The 21,028-nt window shown below is 49.6% G+C and carries 17 protein-coding genes and 1 tRNA gene; 13 read left to right on the top strand and 5 right to left on the bottom strand.

What is annotated here, in order from left to right:
- Nucleotides 1–70: 70 nt before the first annotated feature.
- Both rplS and HMPREF0670_RS13710 read right to left on the bottom strand, forming a co-directional pair.
- Nucleotides 71–439 carry a 50S ribosomal protein L19 gene (rplS, locus tag HMPREF0670_RS13715; protein WP_019187423.1) on the bottom strand — a complete coding sequence of 123 codons (369 nt, stop codon included), beginning with the start codon at nucleotides 437–439 and terminating at the stop codon, nucleotides 71–73.
- 212 nt (nucleotides 440–651) lie between these two features.
- Nucleotides 652–725: transfer RNA gene (locus HMPREF0670_RS13710), tRNA-Met, on the bottom strand.
- A 227-nt stretch (nucleotides 726–952) separates the two neighbouring features.
- On the opposite strand from HMPREF0670_RS13710, the gene HMPREF0670_RS13705 reads away from it, so the two are divergent.
- The 6 genes from HMPREF0670_RS13705 to HMPREF0670_RS13680 all read left to right on the top strand — a co-directional run bounded on the left by HMPREF0670_RS13705 (nucleotide 953) and on the right by HMPREF0670_RS13680 (nucleotide 8,034).
- Nucleotides 953–1,351, top strand: a complete 399-nt coding sequence (locus tag HMPREF0670_RS13705; RefSeq protein WP_009231746.1) for an START-like domain-containing protein — start codon at nucleotides 953–955, stop codon at nucleotides 1,349–1,351.
- 562 nt (nucleotides 1,352–1,913) lie between these two features.
- Nucleotides 1,914–2,678: a 5'-nucleotidase C-terminal domain-containing protein gene (locus HMPREF0670_RS13700; protein ID WP_009231744.1), complete on the top strand. Its 765-nt coding sequence runs from the start codon at nucleotides 1,914–1,916 to the stop codon at nucleotides 2,676–2,678.
- A 140-nt stretch (nucleotides 2,679–2,818) separates the two neighbouring features.
- A complete protein-coding gene (locus HMPREF0670_RS13695) occupies nucleotides 2,819–3,655 on the top strand; it encodes a bifunctional metallophosphatase/5'-nucleotidase (protein WP_009231743.1) in 837 nt (278 codons plus the stop codon).
- A gap of 68 nt (nucleotides 3,656–3,723) precedes the next feature.
- Nucleotides 3,724–4,470 carry a porin family protein gene (locus HMPREF0670_RS13690; protein WP_044078355.1) on the top strand — a complete coding sequence of 249 codons (747 nt, stop codon included), beginning with the start codon at nucleotides 3,724–3,726 and terminating at the stop codon, nucleotides 4,468–4,470.
- Between the two features lie 353 nt (nucleotides 4,471–4,823).
- Complete coding sequence (locus tag HMPREF0670_RS13685; protein ID WP_009231741.1) at nucleotides 4,824–4,991, top strand: DUF362 domain-containing protein; 168 nt, start codon at nucleotides 4,824–4,826, stop codon at nucleotides 4,989–4,991.
- Nucleotides 4,992–5,523: 532 nt separating this feature from the next.
- On the top strand, nucleotides 5,524–8,034 hold the full coding sequence (locus HMPREF0670_RS13680) for a TonB-dependent receptor (protein WP_232213937.1): 2,511 nt from the start codon (nucleotides 5,524–5,526) through the stop codon (nucleotides 8,032–8,034).
- Between the two features lie 218 nt (nucleotides 8,035–8,252).
- Here the strand turns inward: HMPREF0670_RS13680 and HMPREF0670_RS13675 are convergent, their stop codons facing one another.
- The 3 genes from HMPREF0670_RS13675 to HMPREF0670_RS13665 form a co-directional block, all read right to left on the bottom strand.
- Nucleotides 8,253–8,840 carry a TlpA family protein disulfide reductase gene (locus HMPREF0670_RS13675; protein ID WP_044078354.1) on the bottom strand — a complete coding sequence of 196 codons (588 nt, stop codon included), beginning with the start codon at nucleotides 8,838–8,840 and terminating at the stop codon, nucleotides 8,253–8,255.
- A 165-nt stretch (nucleotides 8,841–9,005) separates the two neighbouring features.
- The gene (locus HMPREF0670_RS13670; protein WP_009231738.1) at nucleotides 9,006–10,058 is read right to left on the bottom strand and encodes a DUF4831 family protein; all 1,053 of its coding nucleotides are present in this window, start codon (nucleotides 10,056–10,058) and stop codon (nucleotides 9,006–9,008) included.
- A 398-nt stretch (nucleotides 10,059–10,456) separates the two neighbouring features.
- Nucleotides 10,457–11,971, bottom strand: a complete 1,515-nt coding sequence (locus HMPREF0670_RS13665) for an NAD(P)H-hydrate dehydratase (protein WP_009231737.1) — start codon at nucleotides 11,969–11,971, stop codon at nucleotides 10,457–10,459.
- Between the two features lie 1,803 nt (nucleotides 11,972–13,774).
- Here HMPREF0670_RS13665 and hpt point away from each other — a divergent pair.
- The 7 genes from hpt (at nucleotide 13,775) to HMPREF0670_RS13620 (ending at nucleotide 20,839) form a co-directional block, all read left to right on the top strand.
- On the top strand, nucleotides 13,775–14,314 hold the full coding sequence (gene hpt / locus HMPREF0670_RS13650; RefSeq protein ID WP_009231736.1) for a hypoxanthine phosphoribosyltransferase: 540 nt from the start codon (nucleotides 13,775–13,777) through the stop codon (nucleotides 14,312–14,314).
- A gap of 69 nt (nucleotides 14,315–14,383) precedes the next feature.
- Nucleotides 14,384–14,956, top strand: coding sequence for an adenylate kinase (locus tag HMPREF0670_RS13645; RefSeq protein ID WP_009231735.1), 573 nt, complete (start codon nucleotides 14,384–14,386; stop codon nucleotides 14,954–14,956).
- Between the two features lie 7 nt (nucleotides 14,957–14,963).
- Nucleotides 14,964–16,130, top strand: coding sequence for a GTPase ObgE (gene obgE, locus HMPREF0670_RS13640; RefSeq protein WP_044078352.1), 1,167 nt, complete (start codon nucleotides 14,964–14,966; stop codon nucleotides 16,128–16,130).
- On the top strand, nucleotides 16,108–16,896 hold the full coding sequence (gene pgeF / locus HMPREF0670_RS13635; RefSeq protein WP_232213936.1) for a peptidoglycan editing factor PgeF: 789 nt from the start codon (nucleotides 16,108–16,110) through the stop codon (nucleotides 16,894–16,896). The genes obgE and pgeF overlap by 23 nt, the downstream gene beginning before the upstream one ends.
- 75 nt (nucleotides 16,897–16,971) lie before the next feature.
- Nucleotides 16,972–18,264, top strand: a complete 1,293-nt coding sequence (locus tag HMPREF0670_RS13630; RefSeq protein WP_044078351.1) for a M23 family metallopeptidase — start codon at nucleotides 16,972–16,974, stop codon at nucleotides 18,262–18,264.
- 5 nt (nucleotides 18,265–18,269) lie between these two features.
- Nucleotides 18,270–18,824 carry a hypothetical protein gene (locus HMPREF0670_RS13625; RefSeq protein ID WP_009231730.1) on the top strand — a complete coding sequence of 185 codons (555 nt, stop codon included), beginning with the start codon at nucleotides 18,270–18,272 and terminating at the stop codon, nucleotides 18,822–18,824.
- A 203-nt stretch (nucleotides 18,825–19,027) separates the two neighbouring features.
- Nucleotides 19,028–20,839 carry a MutS-related protein gene (locus HMPREF0670_RS13620; RefSeq protein WP_009231729.1) on the top strand — a complete coding sequence of 604 codons (1,812 nt, stop codon included), beginning with the start codon at nucleotides 19,028–19,030 and terminating at the stop codon, nucleotides 20,837–20,839.
- The last annotated feature ends 189 nt before the right edge of the window (nucleotides 20,840–21,028 follow it).

Genomic DNA, 21,028 nt, shown 5'->3' with positions numbered 1-21,028 from the left:
ACAGCCCCACATAAAAAATCAAAAGCCCGACATTTACATGCCGGGCCTTTGCCATAACTAGTTGTTCTTTTTATTGTTGAGGAGCAACAGCGCCGCTTCTCTTCTCCTTGATACGAGCCTTCTTGCCCGTGAGTGCGCGGAGATAGTACAGTTTTGCGCGACGAACCTTACCACGCTTGTTCACCTCGATGCTGTCGATGTTAGGCGACTCGATGGGGAAGATACGCTCAACACCCACCGTTCCCGACATCTTACGAACAGTGAAACGTTTCTTGTCTCCGTGACCAGAGATGCGGATAACAACACCGCGGTAAAGCTGGATACGTTCTTTTGTACCCTCGATAATTTTGTAAGCGACAGTAATCGTGTCTCCCGACTTAAATTCGGGGAACTTTTTGCCGGTTGCAAATGCTTCTTCAGCAACTTTAATCAAATCCATTTTGCTTGATATTTAAATTGTTTATCGCCCAACGTAACATAGCTAGGTAACTCTTCTTCCTGCCAGCGATTACGCCGAAAAGCGGTGCAAAGGTACTGCTTTTATCGTTCTTGGCCAAATGATTGGCACGAAAAAGTGAACTTGCGCAGTACGAGATAGCCGCAAAAAAACAAGTCAGGCAAGCGACATTAGCCGTTTGCCTGACTGCTTTGTAGCGGGACCCAGGATTGAACTGGGGACCTCATGATTATGAATCATGCGCTCTAACCAGCTGAGCTATCCCGCCAACGTTTGCTTGTTTGCGGGTGCAAAGGTAAGATAAAAATACGAAACGAGCAAAAAAAAATGTGTTTTTTCGGGCGAATACCGTAAAAAAGTGGTATTTTTGTACACGATATGAAATAAAGCAGGGGGTCGGCGAGGCACCCGTGCCACCTCTCCAACGTATGTCCAAGGGGCAAAAGGAGGGCAAGCATACATTATATTTAATAGCAAACCACTATCTGTATTGTTATGGACAAGCAAAGACTGTGCATCGAGCACGAGCTAACATCTAACTCGACAGCAATCATCTGGGACCTCATCAGCACCGATTCGGGGCTGGCGCGATGGATGGCAGACAGCGTAACGCAAGAGGGGGAACGACTAACCTTCGTGTGGGGCGAACTATGGAGCCACCACGAAGTGCGAACGGCCACCATTGTTGAGAAGGTTAAGAACCAATACATCAAGGTAAGTTGGGACGACGAAGAGGGACCCGACAACTTTTTTGAACTGCGAATGGACAAGAGTCACATCACCAACGACTACATGCTGACCATTACCGACTTTGCTTGGGATGATGAAATGGACAGCCTTCACTCCATTTGGACAGACAATTTGGCCAGGCTGCGCAACACCTGCGGCATCTAACAAAAGCCTTAAACCATGTTGCGAGCGAGGGGTTAGCCACTTTTTCCTGATGGTGGCATCAGCCTGTCGGCCAGACTTTCTTGCGCATTATCATGCGCCAGTTAACCTTTCAACCAGTATGACACGTACACTTTTCCTCTAACATTTTATACCATAAGGCATACCACTTACAAGCTTTTCTGCGCATCCGCTCGTTGTTGTTGCATGCCGTTCTCCATCGTTTAAACTGCGTTTAGGGGCGTACGGCTGGCGTTTCGGTGCAAAACCTTGCACAACAGCGAGCTGTTGGCCATTGGTTTTATCGCCGAACACCATCGGCGAGAGGACACTCACTGCACCCATTTCGCTTGCCACACCACGGCAAATACACCATTTTTTTCGTACCTAGGCACAAGAAAATGGCGGCACACAACCACGTGCTTGCCAAAAAATGCGTACCTTTGCGATGCGGTCTATGCCTTTTTGCGGTTCAGACAACAGCCTTCAACGAGCCGATATGGGGCAAGAACGCACCCTCAAACAATGGTTTTAACATCATAATCACCTATTATTATACTAAGAAATGAACAGGAGAAAAGTTTTTCTTTCGCTTCTAATAACGGCCGCTACGTTGTGCGGATGCGGCGCACACTATGCCGTTACGGGCATAGAGCGCAGCAGAGTGCTGATAGACAAACGCTACGATGCCGCCAACGATGCCGAATTGCAGGCCTTCATCGCACCCTATAAGCAACAAGTAGACAGTCTGGTGGCACCCATTGTGGGGCGCGCGGGCTGTAACATGTCGGCAGGAAGGCCCGAAAGCACATTATCCAACCTCATGACCGACATTCTTGTCTGGGCCGGACAACGCTATGGCGAGCAGCCACAGTTTGGCGTTTACAACATTGGCGGTCTGCGCGCGGCCATCGTCGAAGGAGACGTTACGCGCGGCGACATCATCAACGTGGCCCCTTTCGAAAACAAGGTGTGTTTCATTACGCTTACCGGCGAACAAGTGCAACGTCTGTTCGAACAGATAGCCAAACGCGGCGGAGAAGGCGTAAGCCACAGCGTGAGACTGGTTATCGACAAGAACCGACAACTGAAACGCGCCACCATAGACGGCAAACCCATCGACCCCAAGGCGCAATATCGCGTGGTTACCAACGATTATGTGGTGCAAGGCAACGACGGCATGCCTGCCTTTAAGGAAGGAACACAGCTTGTTGCGCCCCAATCGGAGGAAAACAACGTGCGCTATGTGATGATGGATTACTTTCGCGAGCAAATGAAAGCGGGTAAAACCGTGTGCGGAAAACGCGAGGGAAGAATTATAATTGAATAGTTTGTGCGTGTGAACGGTGCTTAACCCATGAGTTTTACCACACCCCAACCCTGGAACGAGAAAAGAACAATTCCGCTAAACAATGGGGTAATGCCACAACAAACGAACAGCCCACAACCTCAAAATAAACGACACAAAAGATGAAGAAATACCTGTTAATGGCCGTGGCTTGCATGGCCTTGCTTACAGCACAAGCACAGAAACAGCTGGTTATACTACACACCAACGACACGCATAGCTGCATCATGCCTTTGAGCGAACACCTGGCCGACACAGCCATCGCCGGGCGCGGAGGATTTCTTAGGCGCGTGGAAATGATAAAGCAAGAACGACAAAAGCATCCCGACTTGCTGTATTTCGACAGCGGCGACTTCTCGCAAGGGTCGCCCTATTACTCCATGTTCAAGGGCGATGTCGAGATAGAGCTGATGAACCGCATGGGTTGCGACGCCAGTACGGTGGGCAATCATGAGTTCGACTTCGGCATGGAGAACATGGCGCGCATCTTCAAAAAGGCAAAATTTCCCATCCTTTGCGCCAACTACGACTTCACCGGCACGCCTCTCGAAGGCGTAGTTAAGCCATATACCATCATCCATCGCAATGGTTTAAAGATTGGTGTGTTCGGTATAGACCCCAAGCTAGAGGGGCTTGTGCTCACTAAGATGTACAAAACGGTGAAGTACCTAGACCCTGCCGCCACGGCATTGAAGGTGGCTACGATGCTAAAAAAGAAGATGAAATGCGACGTGGTGATTTGCATTTCGCACCTAGGTTGGGGCATTGGGGGCGACGACGACCAGAAGATGATAGCAGGTTCGCGCCATATCGACCTGGTTTTGGGTGGCCATTCGCACACGTTCTTCGAGAAATTACGCTATGCCAACGACCTCGACGGCAAGCCCGTGCCCGATGACCAGAACGGGAAAAACGCCGTATATGTGGGCAAAATCGTGCTGACAGTGGGAAAGAAGTAAGCGCAGAGCAAGGCGCAAAGCAAAAAGCCACACAATAACCGCCCACCTTTTGCGTTTACATATAACGTATGAAACAACTTATATACCTTATTATATATATGTGTTTGTTGCCCATCGCATCGATGGCACAACAACGGCGCGTGGAGAACAGGCCCTACACCGACCTGCGCCCATTTCATTTTGGCGTGGTAGTGGGTGTCCACATGCAGGATGTGGAGTTGTTTAACGCTGGTCCACAGACACTAACGTTAGACGGCGGACAGGTTGTTGAGACCAACATCGCCGCCGAACAAGACCGCTATGACCCAGGTTTCGTGGTGGGCGTAACGGGCGAACTGCGCCTTAACCGACACTTCCAGCTGCGCGCCGTGCCTGCAATGTACTTCGGAAACAGGCATCTGGTGTTTAAAAATCAAGGTCAAACGGATGCCGACGGCCAACCCATCGTACACCGGCAAGACATGAAAACGGTCTATATCTCTACGGCTTTCAACCTTATTTTTGCCGCACCACGGTTCAACAACCATCGTCCGTACCTTGTGGCGGGCATTAATCCCATGCTCAACCTCAGCGGAAGCGATACCGACATTTTGCGATTTAAACGCCACGATGTGTTTGCCGAGGTGGGTATTGGTTGCGATTTCTACCTGCCTTACTTCAAACTTCGCCCCGAATTGAAGTTTATGTTCAGTCTTATCGACTGCTTGGATGCTAAGCATGTCGACCGACTTCGCGACAAAAACCTTGTGTCTTATGCTCGTTCCACATCGCGCGCAACCAGTAAAATGATTGCACTATCGTTTTATTTTGAATGAAGCAGACAGGTGGACGAGTGGACAAGCTGGTAGGCGCAGCCATCTTTTCACCTTTACACCTTTTCACTTTTTCACCTTTAAAACGCCTCTCCACTTGTTCTTAATCAACAAAATTTAGGTATCGAGCAAAAAAACACTCATTATTTGTAGGTATATAACAAAACATTTACTAACTTTGCATCATCAAAAGTTAGTACCGCGCACTACGAAAAGCGCAACTACAAGAAAAACGTTTGCTAGGGTAAAGGGAGAAAAGGCAAGTATGCTTGCATCTTTCCGCAGCCAGATAACGCAACTTTTGAGCAAAACGAACAGAACATATTATACAAAAACATTTAAACAAGAACATTATTATGGCTTACGTTATTAGTGACGATTGTATCGCTTGCGGCACCTGTTTGCCCGAATGCCCCGTTGAAGCAATCTCTGAGGGCGACATTTATAAGATTGACGCAGACGCTTGCACCGAGTGCGGCACATGCGCTAGTGTATGTCCCAGCGAGGCTATCAGCCTGCCCTAAGGAACAATTTAAAGATTACCGAGGAGGTCAATAAACAAGGTTTAGATGGACAACGGCTTGCACATCTAGGTGCAAACAGCCCCTGGCCATCAATAAGCTAACCTTGCTTATTGGCCTCTTTTTTATGCCTTTTCGTTAGGTTAGCCGCCAACAGCTCGGCGAAAGAGTGGCTCAGCCAACCAAATCATCAACCTGCCAACCTATATTCTCGTCAGCTTATTAACTTGTACATCCGTCAACCAGCCAACTTGTCCACCTGTTAACCAGCCTACTTGTCCCCTCGTCCACTTGCCTTCTCGTCCACTAGTCCCCTCGCCAACTAATCCCCTTGCCTTCTCGTTAACCCATAAAATCCCATACACATGGGCTGAACAGCCTGCAATGAGCAAAGAGCTGCCGAACTTTTTCCCACACACGTGTCCTTCTTCTTAGTCAAACGTCCTACAAATTACCTAATAATAAGTATTGTGAAAAATCTGCAAAACTTCTACTTTTGCAGCCAAAAAAAAGGATAACAACCAACAACAACAATATGATATGTATCTCACATTGCAAGCACCTGTTGCTTGCATCAATGATCATTTGCGCTGCACCAACGGCTTACGCCCAGACAGACGCCAACGCGAACGACGTGGAAACAAAGCATCCGATGGAGCTTAGCGGACACGTTACGGGCAAACAAGGCGAACCACTGATAGGCGTGGTCGTGCAAGTAAAAGGCACCAACACCCGTACCATAACCGACGAGCAGGGCGCATACACGCTTTCCGCGCCACAAGGGGCGCACATAACACTTACTTTCCATTATATTGGATGCAAACCCGCCGAACGACAAGTAGACCTTTCGCAAAACTGCAAGCAAGATGTTCAGCTGAACGAGGCCACCGAAATGCTCCAAGGCGTTGAGGTGGTGGGCCGCAACGAGCGGTCGTACAAAAACACGCTATCGTTTGTTGGCACCAAAACGGCCACGCCCATAAAGGATGTTCCTCAATCCATTGGCTACGTAACTAAGGAACTCGTGCTAGACCAAGGTGCCACAACAGTTAACGACGTGGTAAAAAACATCAGCGGCGTTAACCAATATAGCTTCTACAACGATTTCTCCATACGCGGCTTTCGCACCACAGGAAACCGCAATTCAGGAAACCTCATCAATGGCATGCGCGCCCAAACAAGCCTGTGGAAACAGCAATCTCTGGCAAATATCGAGCGTGTTGAGGTTATAAAGGGCCCTGCATCGGCGCTCTTCGGCAACGCATCGCCCGGCGGAGTAGTCAACAGGGTTACGAAAAAGCCGCTCTCTGAGAACCGCAGGCAGGTAAGTACCACCGTGGGGAGCTACTCTACGTTTAATGTTTACAGCGATTTCACCGGGCCGCTCGACCGAAAAGCAACCCTTCTCTATCGCCTAAACCTGGGTTATGAAAACACCGACTCGTATCGCGACTTGCAAGGAGGGCAGAACTTCATTGCGGCGCCGTCCTTTTCGTACGTTCCCAACAGCCGCACACAATTCAATGTCGATGTTTTCTTCCAACAATACAACGGCAAGATAGACCGTGGACAAAGTATTTTCGGCGATGGCGACCTCTACTCGGTGCCCATCTCGCGCTCATTGTCGGCGGCCAACGACTACTTGAAAGAACGGCTGGTGAACATTACGCTCGGACTATCTCACAAGCTTTCCAATCACGTTTCGTTCAACAGCACATACCTCAACTCTTCGTACGACGAAGACATGCAAGAGCACAATCAGGCCAACGCCTATGTGTTGAACGCCGACAGCACCCAGAACAACAGCCGCGTAATGATGCAGGCGATGGTAAGGAAACGCCATTTTCGCAACAACAGCTTCAACAACTATCTGAACATCGACTTCAATACGGGCCGTGTGCGCCACACAGTGCTGGTGGGATGGGACTATTTCCAAACCGACTTGCTGGCCGGAACATCGTCGATGACTGCCAAGGGCTACCTTTTAAAGAATGGAAAGACGACAACACGGTTCGACAAACGAAAGATAAACAATTATGTACTCGATGCCGACGGCAACCCAAAGACCAACGTTCCCTACTTCGACCTCAACTCCACAACGGGAAATGGCATGAAAGACATCAGCAAGTACGTGTTTACTACCGACCCCATCAACCCCTATCGACAATACTCGCACGGCATTTACGTGCAAGAACAGCTTAAATACGGCAGGCTCCAGCTGCTGTTGGGCCTAAGGCAAGAGTTCTTTACCGACATCCTTAACAGGCGGTTGGCCAACGAAAGCCGCTCCACCCAACACGCACTGATACCGCGCGTTGGCGCAGTTGTGGCCCTCAACAAGGCCATTAACGTGTACGGAACATGGGTTAAGGGTTTCGAACCGCAGGCTGCCAGCATCCAAAGCGACCCGAATACGGGCGGTCCGTTCTCGCCAGAGCAGTCGCAGCTGCTCGAGATGGGCATCAAGAGCGATTGGTTCGACCGCAGGCTTAGCCTCACAGCGGCACTCTTTCACCTCGCCAAGAACAACACCTTATATAATGCCGGCGATGCAGGCAACCCCAACTTGATGATGCAAGTGGGCGAAGAAGTGGCCAAGGGCGTGGAAGTTGATGTTGCAGGCGAGATATTGCCGAACTGGAGTGTGGTGGCAAACTACGCTTATACAGATGCAAAGATAACCAAAACGGCAACGGATAAGGAGCGCGACTTTGGCACTCAACGGCCCAACACGCCGCGACACGCCGCCAACGTATGGACAAAATACATCCTTCGGCATGGTGCATTGCGCAATCTTGGTTTCGGCATCGGCGTAAATGCCAATAGCGAACGTTACGGACAAGTGGGCAAACGCGCCAACACCATCGTTTATCCAGGCTATGCCATACTGAACGCGGCCTTGTATTATCGGGTGAGAAGTATGCAACTACAACTAAATGCCGACAACTTGCTGAACAAGACCTATTGGGTTGGCGGTTACGATAAGCTACGTTCGTTCCCTGGTGCTCCTTTGTTTATAAAGGCAACAGCCACTTACAGGTTTTAAAGAGCTTGGTGCAATTAACGAATTTGGCCAACAACATCGGTTTAACCGACGTTGTTGGCCAAATTCGTTTCATTGCTTAAAGCTCATAAAACATGGGCTAAGAGAAGCCATGCCAGTCCAACCACATGTATTACGACCGCTCTTATTAAGCCTATTTCGGCAGACCGGCAAGGCCTACACAACAGACGTAACTTATATTACGACCGTTTCTTCAAACCTTATTTCAGCAATTCGCTAAGGCGGCCCAGCAGTTCGTCGCCGCGCAAGTCCCTGCCAACAATCTCGCCTTTTTGGTTGATAAGCACACATGCAGGTATGCCTTGCACCTGATAAAGACGTGCGGCAGCACACTCCCAACCTTTCAGGTCGCTGGCTTGAATCCAACCCAAGCCCATATCTTTCACGGCGTTTTCCCAGTCTTCTTTCTTTTCGTCGAGCGAAACGCCCACTATTTCAAGACCCTTTCCGCGAAACTTAGAATAAGCTTGCACCACATGGGGCATCTCCATGCGACATGGTCCGCACCACGAAGCCCAAAAGTCTACCATCGTTATCTTGTTCTTAGCCACCACATCCGACAGTTTCACCTGCTTACCATCAAGCGTGGGCAACGTAAAATCGGCATATCGTCCCCCTTCGGCAGGGGCTGTTTGGGCGCCATCACCAGCACTAGCCGTATCAGCAGTCTGCTCGGTTGTCTGCGCTGCGGCAGAGTCTTGGTTGTTGCAGTCTTGTTTTTTGCAAGTACACGAGGCAAAGGTAAAGGCTATCGCCAATACCCATGCAGAAAGGATTGTTTTCTTCATATAGTTGTTTTGTTTTAAAAAAGCTTGTGCGCGTTTGCCGCAAAGTTTTAGACACAAAGCCAAACATTGGACAAATGCGCACAATATCGTGTTAGTTGTTTTTGCCGACCACAAGCTTGTTAAGCCGTTTTCGGCAGGTTTACGCGCAAAGCTTGCTGCCTGGCATCACTTCACGCTTTCAGTCTTTACGCTCTCAATTGCGCCCGTTACAGGACTAAACACAATCTGCGTAAGCTGTTTCTTGCCGAAAAGTTCGCCGCTAAGCGGTTCGGTTTTGCCAAACTGAGCCATGTAAAGTTCGATAACGGCACGCATGTTGTTCTCTTGTGCCACAGAAACCTTCACCTTTCCGGGCAGATTTACATACACGCCTGCATTGTCTTTCACCTTTCCTCGGTCGATAGATGCCTGCATAGTGGGTATCGAATGCAGGTCTTCTACACTTATATAATAAGGTTTTCCGCCCAAATCGTCCTTATCGGCCATACCATAATGCCGCGAAAAGCGGAACAGGATTTCGCGTTCTACGGCCTTTGTAGGCACGAAGTTGATGATGGTTTCGGTGGTATCTTTAACCGTTGTTCCGGCAAACACTTGCAGCAGTGCACGTTCTTGCAGGTCTAGGTTGTTAAGCATCAGCCGCAATTGTTCGCCATCTTTGGGCATGGCGTCTGCTTGTCCGCGCGAAAGTTGGTTTCGACTTTCGCGTATGTCGTATATTTCCTTGGCTATCAGCTCGGCCATCTTAGCCGACGAGCCAGCCGAAAGAATTTCTTGATTCATGAAATCCTTGGGGTTAAGCTGGCGTTTAGCCCGTGCTGGCACAAAGTTTTTGGGCTGTTTGGGTTCAGGCGGCGTGGTGTTGATAGCCAGCAACAAGCCATTATCGGCCAACTTTACGTCGCTAATGCTGTGTTTCTTGTCCATAGCCGCCACGTAATGCTTGGTAGAGTCGGGCGTGCCAAAGTCGGTAATGTTGATGCCAACCACGCGATACTCTGTGGATTTCTCCATAGATGTGTTGAAAAGCTTCATGTACTTTTCGCCATACTTGGCCAGTTCGCCTGGCGTATAGGTGGTTCTCTCCACCATAACGGCGAGCCTTATTCCTGTTTTGGGCAAGAAATAAGGGATGCCCTCTGCTTGTGAATTGCCTTGTGCAAAGCCAGGAAGGGCGGCAAATGCCAAGGCTGCAATGGTAACGAATAGCTGTTTCATATCTATTGTTGATTTTATTATATAATAAAAAGCCTCACCACCACCCCCTCTCCAAAGGGCGAGTGGAATGAGATACTTTATTGTGGTATCGTAGTTGACCTGTTGACACGTTTATTAGCTTATCAGGAACGCTGCCTAGGCCAATTAACCCTTGGTTTAAACCTTGTCCACACCCACAAACCTACGCCTTAAATGCGTTAAAAGTTCACAAGCATTTGGCTTTATTCCTTTATTTCTTCTACATCCTTACTGTTCGTCTATTAACGACTTACTACTTAAAAGTTTGCCGCTTACTACTTTATTGCTTAATATCGAGCACTTACTACTTTACTTCTTACTACTTAGTACTCACTACTTACTACTTACTACTTACTACTTACTACTTAGAGACTTTAAAACTAAGCCAGAAATTCAAACGCTTGCGGCAGGTAAGCCACGATGTCGCCTGCCATCAGACTTTCTTTTCCCAGTTGTTTTGCCGCTAAGTCGCCAGCCAGTCCGTGCAGATACATACCCACGATGCAAGCATCTTCGCGGTTATACCCCCGCGCCAACAGTCCTGTTATGATGCCCGTCAGCACATCGCCGCTGCCAGCAGTGGCCATCCCGGCGTTGCCCGTGGGGTTGAAAAACACCTTTCCTGAGGGCAAGCAAAGCGCAGAATAGTGTCCTTTAAGCAAGATGTAGGCTTGCAAATGCTGTGCCAAGTCGAGTGCTTTCGACAGTCGGTCGTAGTCGCCTTCGCTCCCCCCGTTGCCCAATCTGTCGAACTCGCCAACGTGTGGTGTCAGTATCAAGTTCTGTGGCAGCTGTTGCATCCACGCCTTATGCGAGGCCAGTATGTTCAACGCATCGGCATCAATCACCATCGGACATTGCGTCCGTCGTATCTGCGAGATAAGCGCAATGGCCGTATCTTCGTGTTGTCCCAGTCCTGGCCCCATCCCCACGGCATCATAATGTTCGGTGTCGAGGGGTTCGGTAAAGAAATAATCTTCTTTACCAGCGCTTAAAATGGCCTCGGGCAGAGATATTTGCATCACGTCGTAGTTACGTCGAGGGGTGCAGATGGTTAGTTTCCCCACCCCCGAACGCATGCAAGCACGCCCGGCCAGCACCGCTGCTCCGGCCATGCCGTAGCTACCGGCCACAACAAGCGCATGCCCCATCAGGCCCTTATTAACGAAATCGCCGCGTTTAAGCATTCGGCTGCGCACGTCGGCCTCCTCCAACACCTTGTATTTGGCATCTGTGCGCGCGATGTACTCTGGGCTAAGCCTAATGTCCAGCACCCGCAAACGACCTACAAACTGCTGGTTGTCTTCGAAAAGCATGGCCAACTTCTTCTGTTGCAGCGTCAGTGTGAGGTCTGCTTTCACAATATGCGACTTCACATTGTGCGTATTGTCCTCGGTCATCAGCCCCGAAGGCAGGTCGATGCTCACCACCTTGGCAGGCGATTGATTGATGTATTTCACCAAAGAGGCAAAGCCGCCGGTAAGTGTCTTGTTCAGTCCGGCACCGAAAAGTCCGTCAATCACCACCGTTTCGGCCGTCAGTTCAGGCGGGTCGAAGTCCACCACAACCTCCGTAAAGGCCTTGATGCGCTTACAATCCATCACCCTTTGCTTGTTCGTGGCGCAGTCGTCAGACAGTTTACCGTTAACGTTGAAGAGAAACACCGCCACCTTATAGCCAGCCTCGGCCATCAAACGGGCCACAGCCAGCGCATCACCACCGTTGTTTCCAGGGCCAGCGAACACCACAAAAGGTGTTCTATTGTCCCATTCTTCTCGCAAGACGCGCACAATGGCCTTGGCCGCACGTTCCATTAGGTCGATGCTTGCCACGGGTTCGTTCTCAATCGTAAACTTGTCTAGCTCCTTAATCTGAGTGCCGGTGAATATCTTCATAATGTGCAAAAATACAAATTAAATTACTTTTCACTAGCAAAAGCACCTAACATTTACATATTATTATGTTCTTTGTGCCGAAATGCTAACAAAATGCACCATAAAGATGCTTTATGGCAGGTACGGCGACAGGCTTTGCCGCCCCTCAATCAGCCCTCTTACAACAGCCCTAAACCTTTTTCTGATGAACGATTTAGGCCAAACGCATTGTTAATGTTTTACAAATCCACCATCATTCAGCACAAAGCGGTCTTGCTTATTAAGATGTCCATAGATAGGGAGGGGCTTGTTGCTTTGTGATGCAAAACCAAGAAAAGCACCCCTCGTTAATGCACGAAACACCTGGACTAAGATACGTTTAAGCCTGAAATCTCGCTCCATTCGGCTATGTCAAAACATGGTTGTGCATCAAAAGGCCACCTGGCGGAAGGCATTCCATACATGCGCAACAAGCCATAAACTGCCTATCGACGGCAGATTACTGCTGCATTTGCCTGATGCCGCCTGCGTTGGCCGTGCTCTGCATACCATGCAACCGCTTGCGCCGAGGGGTAGCAAGCGCACTTGCTCCCTGTACCTTTGCTCATGCGCGCTTACATTGCACAGTTACCTTTGTCCAGTTTTCGGCAAGAAATTTAACACAAAAAGTGCCCTTTTCGTCAACCAACAGCCCACCTTGTCGCAAAAAATCGATTCTCGCGGAGGTTTGCCTTGATGCGAAAAGGGGTTGGTTGTACATGTAGCCAAAATGTATTTTTATTTAAGGAGACCGCCATTTGCACCAGAATTTGGGCCATTTGTTGCTAAATGTACCGCGTTTTGGTGCAAAATGCAGTGCGTTTTGGTGCAAAATGCAGTGTGTTTTGATGCAAAATGCAGTGCGTTTTGATGCTAAACGCAAGGTAAAATGGTGCAAAATGCGGCCCAATATGGCGCTAAATGCAAAGCGGAAAGCATATAAATACACCACTATTGTATAAACATAACCCCTCCGAGGCATGAAACACATGCCCGAAAAGGGCAAAACAGCCATTAAAAAGGGCGATTTTAGGGGTTAAAAGGGCGAAATTGGGCTTGGGAAATTACGAGCCGGCAACCAAACTAGAAAGGCTAAATGGTGCAAAACGCAGGTTCTTTTCTTAAATATAGACAAGACGGAAGGAGTAAAAAGCCAAAAACAGTAGTTATTTACCTACTTTTCGACCTACATTTTCGCTAGAACGGAATAAAACCCAGAGTGCATTTGTAAAATAATATATAAGAATTTAAGATTTTGAGTTGGTGGGTTGATGAGCTGATGAGTTGGTAAGTTGATGAGCTGATGAGTTGATGAGTTGGTGAGTTAAGGAGTTGGTGAGTTGTTAAGTTGGTGAGTTGGTTAGTTTGTGAGCTGGTGAGTTGGTAAGCTGATAAATTGTTAAGTTGACGAGTTGATGCGTTGACGAGTTGATGCGTTGGTAAGCTGATGAGTTGTTAAGTTGAGGAGTTAATGAGTTGAGGAGTTAGTGAGTTGGTGAGTTGATGAGTTGGCAAGCTGATGAATTTGATGAGTTGATAAGTTTGTGGGCGCAGCCATTTTTTCACCTTTTCACTTTTTCACCCTTTCACCTTTAAACGTCATCTTTTCACCTTTTCACCTTTTCACCCTTTCACCTTTAAACGTCATTTTTTCGCCTTTTCACCTTTTCACCCTTTCACCTTTAAACGCCGTCCTCAGCTCCATAAAAACCTAAATAACGTTAGTTAAGTCCCCGTGTTCCACTTTTTTTTCGTATTTTTGCAGCTTAATAGCAAAAAGATTATATGGCTCGAATTAAATTGATAGATAAGGTTTTCGAGACTTCCATCACGGAAACCCAAATACAAGAACACGTTAAAGCCGTTGCAGACAGGATAAACAAAGACATGGCCGATAAGAACCCGCTGCTTTTGGCCGTACTAAATGGCTCGTTTATGTTTGCCGCCGACCTCATGCGCATGCTCACTATACCCTGCGAAATATCCTTCGTTAAGCTGGCATCCTACCAAGGCACAACATCAACGGGAAAAATTAAAGAGGTGATTGGCATCAACGAAGACCTTGCCGGACGAACGGTTATCATCGTTGAAGACATCGTTGAGTCGGGATTGACCATTAAACGCATGATTGAATCGCTGGGAACGCGCTCGCCCAAGTCGATACATATCTGCACATTGCTGATTAAACCCGACCGACTTACGGTTCCACTCGATGTGGAATATGCCGCCTTCGAAATACCAAACGACTTTATCGTGGGCTATGGCTTAGACTATAACCAGCAAGGGCGCAACCTAAGAGACATTTATACCGTGGTGGAAGAGTAAGGACACAACGCTTTACGCACGCAATGGTAAAAAACCACATAATAATTTTTTCACAATAAACACAACGAAATGAAGAATATCGTTATCTTCGGTGCACCCGGTTCGGGCAAAGGCACACAAAGCGACAAGATGATCGCCAAGTATGGTTTAGAACATATCTCAACGGGCGACGTTCTGCGCAACGAGATAAAGAACGGCACGCCATTGGGCAAAACGGCCAAGGAATATATCGACAACGGGCAACTGATACCCGACGAACTGATGATTGACATCCTGGCCAACGTGTACGACAGCTTTGGAAAAGAGCATAAAGGCGTTATCTTCGACGGTTTTCCACGCACCATTGCCCAAGCCGAGGCACTTAAAAAAATGCTCGACAAACGCGGACACAAGGTGGCTGCCATGATTGAACTGGACGTTCCCGAAGACGAACTGATGAAACGACTGGTGCTGCGCGGACAACAAAGCGGGCGCACAGACGACAACGAAGAAACAATTAAAAAACGACTGGGCGTGTATCACAACCAAACGGCACCGCTCATCGAATGGTATAAAACAGAAAACATCCACAACCACATTGACGGATTGGGCGAACTGGAACGCATCTTTGCCGACGTGTGCGCTGTGATTGACAACATCTAAACTGCTCATGCCCGAATCAAACTTCGTAGACTACGTAAAGATTTACTGCCGCTCCGGTAAGGGCGGAAGGGGTTCCATGCACCTCCGACACGTAAAATACAACCCTAACGGCGGTCCCGATGGGGGCGACGGCGGGCGCGGCGGCAACATCTACCTGCGCGGAAACCACAATTATTGGACGCTGTTGCACCTTAAATTCCAACGGCACGTGTTCGCCGAGCATGGCGGAAACGGCGGAAGAGACAAATGCCACGGCACAGACGGCAAGGACGTTTATATTGATGTGCCTTGCGGAACGGTGGTGTACAACGCCGAAACAGGCAAGTATGTCTGCGATGTAATGCACGACGGGCAGGTGGTGATGCTGCTAAAAGGTGGCCGGGGCGGACTGGGCAACTTCCAATTCCGCACGGCCACCAACCAAACGCCACGCTATGCACAGCCTGGCGAGCCTATGGAGGAGATGACCATCATACTGGAATTGAAGCTTTTGGCCGACGTAGGACTGGTGGGTTTCCCCAATGCAGGCAAGTCAACGCTGCTTTCATCGCTCTCTTCGGCACGTCCTAAAATTGCCAACTACCCCTTCACCACCCTCGAACCATCGCTCGGCATCGTGGCCTATCACGACCACAAGTCGTTTGTGATGGCCGACATCCCCGGCATCATCGAGGGAGCAAGCGAAGGAAAAGGCTTGGGGCTGCGCTTTCTGCGGCACATCGAGCGCAACTCGCTTTTACTCTTCATGGTGCCCGGCGATACCGACGACATAAAGAAAGAGTACGAGGTGCTGCTTAACGAGCTGAACAACTTCAACCCCGAACTGAACGACAAGCATCGCGTATTGGCCATAACCAAATGCGACTTGCTAGACGACGAACTGATTGAGATGTTGCGCGAAACGCTGCCCACCGACCTTCCCGTGGTGTTTATCTCGGCTGTCACGGGGCAAGGACTGTCTGAACTAAAAGACATCCTTTGGCGCGAGCTGAACAGCGAGAGCAACAAACTGCAAAGCATCATGGCCGAAGACACCCTCGTTCACCGAGACAAAGACATCAGAATATTTGCACAAGAACTGGCCGACGAGGGCGAAGACATCGACGTGGAGTACATCGACGCCGACATCGAAGACCTTGACGACTTTGAATATGAAGACGAAGATGAGCCCTAAATTGCTGGAATACGCCCTTGGCCACCGCATTCACGCTTTCAGTACCATGCGTACCGATGGCGCAAGCCAAGGTGCTTACGCCCAATTTAACATCAATCCCTATTGTGGCGATGCCCCCGAACACGTGGCGCAAAACCTCCATAGCCTGTGCCGCGTGCTGGGCATCGCCCCTTCTAACCTCGTTATGCCCCACCAAACCCACGAAACAACCGTGCGGCAGGTGGGCAGCAAGCTGCTTTCGATGCCGCAGAACGTGCGCCAAATGGTTCTGGAAGGCGTTGATGCACTCATTACCAACGTGCCTGGCGTTTGTATCGGCGTGTCTACGGCCGACTGCATCCCCATCCTTCTCTACGATGCCGAACATCGCGCCACGGCTGCCATACATGCAGGATGGCGCGGAACGGTAAAACGCATCGCACAAAACGCCATCGCGCAGATGCGCGCAGCATTCGACACCAACCCTCGTACACTACGCGCTGTTATTGCGCCCGGCATCTCGCTACAACACTTTGAAGTGGGCGACGAAGTGTACGAGGCCTTTGCCAAAGCCGCTTTCCCAATGAACGATATTGCGCAACGGCACGACAAATGGCACATCAATCTACCCCTTTGCAACCAATTGCAACTGCAAGAGTTAGGCGTTAAAGCCGAAAACATATACGCAACGGACATCTGCACCTACAACCGCTGCAACGATTTCTTTTCAGCCCGAAGGCTAGGCATCAACTCTGGCCGCATTTTTACGGGCGTTACCATCCGCTGAACATGGCCAAATGGCTGGTTGCCACTTTGCGTGGCGGCATTGGCTTGTGCCTGTTCGCATATATATTTTACACAAATGAAACAGCTTATTGCATTACTCCTCGTCCTGTTCTTCAGTTCGGGTAAGCCCGCTGAGGACCATTTCACACCTGCCGAAACCCAACAGATCAGTATTGCCACGCCTGGATTGTTCGATAAAGGCAACGTTTTCTTTATCGATCTCAACACCATCGCGCACAAAAACTATGCCTTTCCGCTACCTGTGGGCAAAGCTAAGGTGGCTAAAAACAACGCATTGGAGATTACAACCAAGCGTGGCGATGTGGTTAAGGCCATGATGCCTGGAAGAGTTAGGCTGGCAAGAAAGAACAAACAGTGGGGAAACGTGGTGGTGATACGCCACGACAACGGTCTGGAAACGGTGTATGCGCACAATGCGCAGAACCTGGTGAAACCCAACGAAACGGTAGAGGCAGGCCAATCTATTGCCATCGTGGGTAAGAAAGACGGCCAGGGGCGTTGCCTTTTCCTAACGATGGTTAACGGCGGGCGCATCAATCCGCAAACCATCGTCGACCCCAAAAGTCATAAACTGAACAAGGGGGTGATACGATTTGAGAAAAACGGACAACACGTAACCGTTAGACAGGCCACAGAAAAAGACCTGGAAGAAAAGCTTTTGGCCGACAAAAAGGGAAAAGCCGAGGTCAAAAAGGCCGCCAAAGAGGAAGAGAAGGCCAAACGCGAAGAGGCCAAACGGCTGAAAGAAGAACAAAAGCTGCTGGCCGAAGAGAAGAAAGCTGCCAACAAAACGCTGCTTAAAACCCAAAAAGACGTGAGGGGCAGCGTAAACAACAAGCTTTTCTTGTCCCAGTTTTCACCCAACGAATGGGCCTACCCGCTACCGGGTAGCCATGTAATCAGCCCCTACGGAGGCAAAAGAAGGCACTCGGGCGTAGACATCAAGACCCGCCCTAACGACAAGATATTGGCCGCATTCAGTGGCATTGTGGTTCGTTCAGGACCATATTTCGGTTATGGCAACTGCATCGTCATACGTCACGACAACGGCCTAGAAACGCTTTACAGCCACCAATCGCGCAACTTCGTGAAGGTGGGACAGGCTGTTAAGGCCGGCGACGTTATCGGACTGACGGGCCGTACGGGTCGTGCCACCACCGAGCACCTGCACTTCGAGGTGTCGTTTAAGGGTAAGCGCATAGACCCTGCATTGGTTTTCAACCACGCGGCTAAGACGCTACACCAGCATACGCTGGTGCACGCTAGCGGTGTTGTGCGCATTGACAAGTCGGCTAGGCTGCCCATAGCACAAGCAAGCGGCAAACAAGAAACAACAAACGTACAATAAATACGATGAACATAGAACTGCTTTTCGACCGCTATCTGCAACTGTCGGAGGTTAAACGCCCTGGATATATCGAGAGCCTTGGGCTTCCCGAACCCGATTCTACCCAGCAATTGGAACTAGCGGCAGGCACACCGCTAGCCCCTTTGCTTGTGTATATATATAATAAGGTGTCGGGTACGCCCCGACAATGCAAGCGCGAAGGCCTCATCGACTTTATTCCAGGTTTCCGTCTACCCCACTTACGCGAGTGGCCCGCCGCCTACGAGGCCTTCAAATTGGTGCATGGCGAACAATGGTTGCCGCTTTTGTTCGATGGCGACAAAGGCTATTATGCCATCAATAGAGAAACAGACGAAGTGGCAATAAGCTTTCTAGACGAGTTCGCATTCATCGATACCGTTAGCCTTAACGCCCTCAACTTCTTGCAAACGCTCGTGGCTAACTACGAACGTAAGGTGTATTCGGTAGACCGTTACGGCCTGCTCGACTACGATGAACGCAGAGAAGGCGAGGTGGCTCGCGACATAAACCCCGACGTAGACTATTGGATGGAGGAATGAAAGGCAACTATACGTTGCGTTCCGCCTTTGTTGTGGGCTTACATTCCCAGTTTTCCAAGGACACGCTCTACGGCCTAAGCAACCCTAGTTAGCTTAGAAATTCTAAGACAACTAGGGCTACTTAGGCTAACAAAAGTTTCTAAAAGAACCAGAAACCCCATCCTTTCCACACCAAAATAAACTTTAAAAAGACCTTTCCACTTATGAAAACAACCTCCCTAAAAACTGCATATCTTGCCGAAAGCTCATTGCTGGCGGCTCTTCTCGTTCGTTTAAAGCGCCGCAATCTCTACTTCGTGGCCGGCGAAATAACCTCGTTCGTTGCCATGTTAGGCTTTGTTGTCTTGGCCACCACCCTTCACAATGCCACGTGGACACTGTGGCTGGCCGCTGTTTGCCTGGCCTTATACGTTGTTATCAGGCGCTTTGACGTACAAAACGAGGCCCGAATAACTGCTGTCGACCAGCTAAGGCAAGCCTATGAAGACGAGGCACGCTACCTAGAAGGCGATTTTACCCCCTTCGATGATGGTGCACGCCACGCAGATACACGCCATCCTTTCGCCCTCGACCTTGACATCTTCGGCCCGTCGTCGCTTTTCCATCGGCTCAACCGAACTGTTTCAACAGGGGGAAGTAGGTCTTTGGCAGAATTTCTCACCCGTTTGCCGGGCCATACGCCACAAGCCAAGGCCGAAGTGGAACGAAAACGCGAGGCCATAGACGAGTTGGCCGCCAAACAAACGTGGCGAATGAAGTTTATTGCCCAAGGAAAAGGCAAGGCAGGCGGCATAGACAGCACACGCCTTACACAAACAATGCAAGCCGCCGCAAAGGTTTCCATCCCCCGTTTTGCCGCCGCCCGCCTACCCTTCGCCATAGCTTGCGCCTCCATTGTGGGCTTTTTCGCCACCTTGTTTCTTGCCGTCTTTACGCCGCTTAGTGCCAATGTGCCCGTTTGGTGGGGCATTATCAACTTCTTTGTGGTGATGTTGATATGCACCAAGCCGCTGCGCATGGTGAGCAAAACGGCCAACCTGTTGCACGCTGAGCTAACGGCCTGCGTGCAATTGCTAAGTCTTATCACCACCGAAGACATGCAAGCCGCATTGAACAAGCAACTGCAAACCGAACTGGAAGGTGCATTGCTCGCCTTCAAACAACTGCAACAAACGGTGGCTAGCCTAGACCGCCGCAGCAATGTTTTGGGTTTGATGTTCGCCAACGCCCTTTTTCTAAGCGATTTCTTTCTTGTACGCAAGTTTCTTAAATGGCAAGACAGTCACCTCAAACACTTCGAGCAGTGGGTAGACTGCCTTAGCAAAGCGGATGCACTTGTATCGCTGGCCACTTTCCGATATAATCATCCCGAAACCGTTCAGCCACAAATCGAAGACGCACCAAAAATCGTTTATCAAGCCACAAACCTTCGCCACCCCTTCTTAGGGACAAAGGCCGTTGGCAACGACTTGTGCATTGAACAAGGGCAATACCACATCGTTACGGGTGCAAACATGGCAGGCAAAAGCACGTTTCTCAGGTGTGTGGGCGTGAACTACGTGCTGGCTATGGCCGGATTGCCTGTGTTTGCCGACGAGATGAGGGTGTCGTGCTTTTGGCTTTTCAGCAGCATGCGCACCACCGACGACCTTACGCACGGCATATCTTACTTCAATGCCGAACTACTTCGGCTCGAACAACTCATCGGCTACTGCCACAATCACCCCAACACCTTCATCATTCTCGACGAAATATTGAAGGGAACGAACTCGTTAGACAAGCTCAACGGTTCGCGTCTGTTTCTACAAACCATGTCGCAGCTGCCTGCTAGCGGCATTGTGGCCACCCACGACCTTGAACTGTCTAAGCTAGAAGACGAAAACCCAAGTCGTTTTGCCAACTATTGTTTTGAGATTGAACTCGGAAACGACGTTACTTACTCGTATCGCATTACGCGTGGCGTGGCTCAAAACCAAAACGCAACCTTCTTATTAAAGAAGATATTGAAAGCCTAAGTCCCCCACTCCTTCCTTCGGAGAGGGGGCGAACACCATGCGCATCAGGCGCAAAAGCACTGAGAAAGCACGGATAAAACACTGAGAAAGCACAGATAAAGCACTGAAATTCGCCACTTAACGCATACGCCTAAGCGCAGAATTGCACCGCAAAACCACGCAACATCCTTGCAAAAGGCGAAAGGGCTT

Source organism: Prevotella sp. oral taxon 317 str. F0108, assembly GCF_000162415.1.
GTDB lineage: Bacteria > Bacteroidota > Bacteroidia > Bacteroidales > Bacteroidaceae > Prevotella > Prevotella conceptionensis.
This window is presented reverse-complemented; position numbering and strand designations above follow the sequence as displayed.

Excerpts from the sequence above, each read along its gene's own strand:
- rplS (WP_019187423.1), bottom strand. The coding sequence starts at position 439 with ATGGATTTGATTAAAGTTGCTGAAGAAGCATTTGCAACCGGCAAAAAG.
- HMPREF0670_RS13705 (WP_009231746.1), top strand. The coding sequence starts at position 953 with ATGGACAAGCAAAGACTGTGCATCGAGCACGAGCTAACATCTAACTCG.
- HMPREF0670_RS13700 (WP_009231744.1), top strand. The coding sequence starts at position 1,914 with ATGAACAGGAGAAAAGTTTTTCTTTCGCTTCTAATAACGGCCGCTACG.
- HMPREF0670_RS13695 (WP_009231743.1), top strand. The coding sequence starts at position 2,819 with ATGAAGAAATACCTGTTAATGGCCGTGGCTTGCATGGCCTTGCTTACA.
- HMPREF0670_RS13690 (WP_044078355.1), top strand. The coding sequence starts at position 3,724 with ATGAAACAACTTATATACCTTATTATATATATGTGTTTGTTGCCCATC.
- HMPREF0670_RS13685 (WP_009231741.1), top strand. The coding sequence starts at position 4,824 with ATGGCTTACGTTATTAGTGACGATTGTATCGCTTGCGGCACCTGTTTG.
- HMPREF0670_RS13680 (WP_232213937.1), top strand. The coding sequence starts at position 5,524 with ATGATATGTATCTCACATTGCAAGCACCTGTTGCTTGCATCAATGATC.
- HMPREF0670_RS13675 (WP_044078354.1), bottom strand. The coding sequence starts at position 8,840 with ATGAAGAAAACAATCCTTTCTGCATGGGTATTGGCGATAGCCTTTACC.
- HMPREF0670_RS13670 (WP_009231738.1), bottom strand. The coding sequence starts at position 10,058 with ATGAAACAGCTATTCGTTACCATTGCAGCCTTGGCATTTGCCGCCCTT.
- HMPREF0670_RS13665 (WP_009231737.1), bottom strand. The coding sequence starts at position 11,971 with ATGAAGATATTCACCGGCACTCAGATTAAGGAGCTAGACAAGTTTACG.
- hpt (WP_009231736.1), top strand. The coding sequence starts at position 13,775 with ATGGCTCGAATTAAATTGATAGATAAGGTTTTCGAGACTTCCATCACG.
- HMPREF0670_RS13645 (WP_009231735.1), top strand. The coding sequence starts at position 14,384 with ATGAAGAATATCGTTATCTTCGGTGCACCCGGTTCGGGCAAAGGCACA.
- obgE (WP_044078352.1), top strand. The coding sequence starts at position 14,964 with ATGCCCGAATCAAACTTCGTAGACTACGTAAAGATTTACTGCCGCTCC.
- pgeF (WP_232213936.1), top strand. The coding sequence starts at position 16,108 with ATGAAGACGAAGATGAGCCCTAAATTGCTGGAATACGCCCTTGGCCAC.
- HMPREF0670_RS13630 (WP_044078351.1), top strand. The coding sequence starts at position 16,972 with ATGAAACAGCTTATTGCATTACTCCTCGTCCTGTTCTTCAGTTCGGGT.
- HMPREF0670_RS13625 (WP_009231730.1), top strand. The coding sequence starts at position 18,270 with ATGAACATAGAACTGCTTTTCGACCGCTATCTGCAACTGTCGGAGGTT.
- HMPREF0670_RS13620 (WP_009231729.1), top strand. The coding sequence starts at position 19,028 with ATGAAAACAACCTCCCTAAAAACTGCATATCTTGCCGAAAGCTCATTG.